Origin of the sequence: Flavonifractor sp. (assembly GCF_019422385.1) — a bacterium.
GTDB classification, from domain to species: Bacteria; Bacillota; Clostridia; order Oscillospirales; family Oscillospiraceae; genus Flavonifractor; species Flavonifractor avistercoris.
Genome location: NZ_JAHZDL010000138.1, coordinates 1 through 3,610 on the forward strand (window position 1 = coordinate 1; position 3,610 = coordinate 3,610).

General features: G+C 65.9%; 3 protein-coding genes. All 3 read left to right on the forward strand.

From position 1 onward, the window contains the following. Positions 1-1,169: histidine--tRNA ligase (gene hisS, locus QZ378_RS12380; RefSeq protein ID WP_291258485.1), on the forward strand; the 1,169-nt coding region annotated here is incomplete at its 5' end. A 67-nt stretch (positions 1,170-1,236) separates the two neighbouring features. Next, on the forward strand, positions 1,237-2,157 hold the full coding sequence (locus QZ378_RS12385; RefSeq protein ID WP_291258486.1) for an S-layer homology domain-containing protein: 921 nt from the start codon (positions 1,237-1,239) through the stop codon (positions 2,155-2,157). A 600-nt stretch (positions 2,158-2,757) separates the two neighbouring features. After that, on the forward strand, positions 2,758-3,610 hold an 853-nt coding region (locus QZ378_RS12390), incomplete at its 3' end, for an amino acid--tRNA ligase-related protein (RefSeq protein ID WP_291258487.1).

Sequence of the window (3,610 nt, forward strand, 5' to 3'; positions counted from 1 at the left end):
AGAAGCAGATCTACCGCTTCACCAAGGGGGACAGCGACCTGGCCCTCCGCTTTGATCTGACGGTGCCCCTGGCCAAGTACGTGGCCCTGCACCAGAACGAGCTGACCTTCCCCTTCCGCCGGTTCCAGATCTCCAAGGTGTACCGGGGAGAGCGGGCCCAGAAGGGCCGCTACCGGGAGTTCTACCAGGCCGACATCGACGTCATCGGCGACGGCGCCCTGGACATCACCAACGAGGCGGAGATCCCCTCCATCATCTATAAGACCTTCACCGCCCTGGGCCTGCACCGGTTCAAAATCCGGGTGAACAACCGAAAGGTCTTAAACGGCCTGTTCGCCATCCTGGGCCTGGAGGAGCAGGCCGGCGACGTGATGCGCACCATCGACAAGCTGGAGAAGATCGGGCCGGAGAAGGTGAAGGCCATCCTGGCGGACGACTTCGCCGTGCCGCCCCAGGCCGCCGACCAGCTGCTCTCCCTGCTCGCCGCCGCCGACCCCATGGCCGCGCTGGAGCCCTTTAAGGGCCGGAACGAGCTCTTCGACCAGGGCGTGGCCGAGCTGTCTACCGTGGTCAAGTATATGTCCGCCTTCGGCGTGCCGGAGGATCACTTTATGGTGGATCTCACCATCGCCCGGGGCCTGGACTACTACACCGGCACCGTCTACGAGACCGTCATGCTGGATCACCCGGAGGTGGGCTCCATCTGCTCCGGCGGCCGGTATGATAACTTGGCGGAATATTACACCGATAAACAACTCCCCGGCGTGGGTATTTCCATCGGCCTCACCCGCCTGTTCTCCGTGCTGGAGGCCCAGGGCTACCTGAACGACCAGCTGATCACCGCCCCGGCGGACGTGCTGGTCCTCCCCATGACCGAGGAGCTCACCGCCGCCATCTCCTTCGCCACCGCCCTGCGGGAGGCGGGCATCCGGGCCCAGATCCACACCGAGAAGAAGAAGTTCAAGCAGAAGCTGTCCTATGCGGACAAGCTGTCCATCCCCTACGCCGCCCTGCTGGGGGAGGACGAAATTGCCCAGGGCAAGGTGACCGTAAAGGATCTGTCCACCGGCGTGCAGGAGACCCTGACCCCGGCGGAGGCGGTGGAGCTGGTGCGCTCCGCCCTGGCCGCCCGGGCGGGCGGCGCGCCCATCAAAGAGCCGGAGGCGTAACGGAACTTTTCCCCTTCCCCGCCGTCTAAAGGTGGAAACTCAGACCATCGTAAGGAGGAAACCTTCCATGAAAAAACTCGCCGCCCTCGTGCTCTCCGCCGCCCTGCTGGCCGGCTCCGCCGCCGCCGTCACCCCGGAGGAGGCCTTCCCCGCTGTCAACACCTACCCCGGCTTCATCGATGTGGAGGAGGGCGCCTGGTACGCCGACGCCGCCCGGGTGTGCTGTGAGGTGGGGCTGATGCAGGGCACCGGCCACGCCTTCGCCCCCGATGAGCTGCTCACCGTGGGGGAGGTGGCCGCCATCGCCGCCCGCATGAACCAGGCCATCACCGGGGAGGCTATCCCCGAGGCCGACCCCGGCCAGCCCTGGTACCAGTGCTATGTGGACTACCTGGAGGGCCTGGGCATCACTGTGCCTGACGGGGCCCAGACCGCCGACCGGCAGGACTTTATCACCCTCCTGGCCGCCGTGGTTCCGGAGGACATGCTTACCCCCATCAACACCATCACCGCCCTGCCCGACACCAGTGACGCCCAGGTGCTGGCCTTCTACAACGCCGGCATCCTCACCGGCGTGGACGACTGGGGCACCTTTGCCGGGGACAAGACCCTCACCCGGGCGGAGTGCGCCGCCATGGTGGCCCGGGTGGCCCGGCCAGAGCTGCGGCAGACCTTCACCCCCGCCGACTACGATATATTCACCGCCGCCGGTATGAAGCCCTCTGACGTGCTGTTCACAGGCGGCACCACCGCCGGGCAGTTCCTGCCCGTGGTGCAGGAGCTCATCGACGGCCTGGAGGCCGACTGCGCCGCCCAGGGCATGGAGTTCAACTGGTTCAACACCGTGGACGGTGTGGAGTTCCTGGACTACGTCACCGACACCGCCCTGGCCCGCTTCGGCGTCACCGAGGACGACGGCACGGAATTGTACCAGAATTTCGACGTACAGGTCTACTACTCCCGCCTGCTGGGTCTCCGGGGCGAATAGGAGCTACAGACGGCTACCACAACTGCCCCGGTCTATCGGAGGCATGGTACCAGCGGCGGCCCGACGGGCCAAGCCGGTACAGCGCAGCAACCCACAAGGCTTGCAGGGTAATCCCGATGCGTGCTACCCGAGGCGCGGCAGCGCCTGTGACGACAACAATGGGGCCCCCGCCGAAGTCCAGCGAAGCGGGTTCGGTGGGGAGAGGAGGTGCAGTGGAAGGAGTGAGCTTTGCCGCTTGCGGCGAAGCGAATGATCTGAAACTTGCACCGACGACGGGCGGCAATGCACGGCTGGTATTTGCCCTGTCCGTACAGCCCACCGCCGCCATGGGCTCCGGGTCCAGGGCCCGCAGGCCCTGGTGGTTTTCCCACCGCTTTTGACACGAAAAGCGGTGCCCCGGCCGGGTAGGCCCGCCCCCGGGGGTTCCCCGGCAGGTGGATGGCGCGCCGAGGTCGTCGCGCCCCACGGATCGGTGGTTCCGGGGAAAACGGGCGGATGATATCCGCCCCTACGGGCAAAGGCGGCTGCCGGGTTCCAGCTCTGGAGAACCCCCATATCTGTTATCATTTTATAAAATAATACTATTTGGAGTTGATTTTGATGGAAAACGTGCGCACACACTACCGCACCCACACCTGCGGGGAGCTCCGCATGGAGCACGTGGGACAGACCGTCACCCTGGCGGGCTTCCTGGAGAACGTCCGGGAGGTGGGCCAGAACTTCGCCTTCGCGGTGCTGCGGGACTTCTACGGCGTGACCCAGGTGGTGATTGAGACCGAGGACATGTGGAAGGCGTTCAAGGGCCTGAACAAGGAGTCCACGGTGCAGATCACCGGCGTGGTGCGGGAGCGGGACAGCAAGAACCCCAAGCTGCCCACCGGTGACATCGAGGTGGTGCCCCAGGCGGTGGAGGTGCTGGGCCGCTGCCGCCACAACGAGCTGCCCTTCCAGGTGAACCGCAGCCGGGAGGCCGACGAGTCCGCCCGCCTGAAGTACCGCTATCTGGATCTCCGCAACCCGGCGGTGAAGAACAACATCATCCTGCGCTGCCAGGTGGTGGCCGCCCTGCGCAAGGCCATGATCGACCACGGCTTCCTGGAGATCACCACCCCCATCCTCACCGCCTCCTCCCCCGAGGGGGCCCGGGACTACCTGGTGCCCAGCCGGAAGCACCCCGGCAAGTTCTACGCCCTGCCCCAGGCCCCCCAGCAGTTCAAGCAGCTGCTGATGGCCTCCGGCTTCGACAAGTACTTCCAGATCGCCCCCTGCTTCCGGGACGAGGACGCCCGTGGCGACCGCTCCCCCGGCGAGTTCTACCAGCTGGACATGGAGATGGCCTTCGCCGACCAGGAGGACGTGTTCGCGGTGCTGGAGGACGTGCTGCCCCCCATCTTCGCCCAGTACGGCACCTACAACGTGGCCTCCACCGCCCCCTTCCGCCGCATCTCCTACC

Coding starts and splice junctions, on each gene's coding strand:
- QZ378_RS12385 (WP_291258486.1), top strand. CDS start 1,237: ATGAAAAAACTCGCCGCCCTCGTGCTCTCCGCCGCCCTGCTGGCCGGC.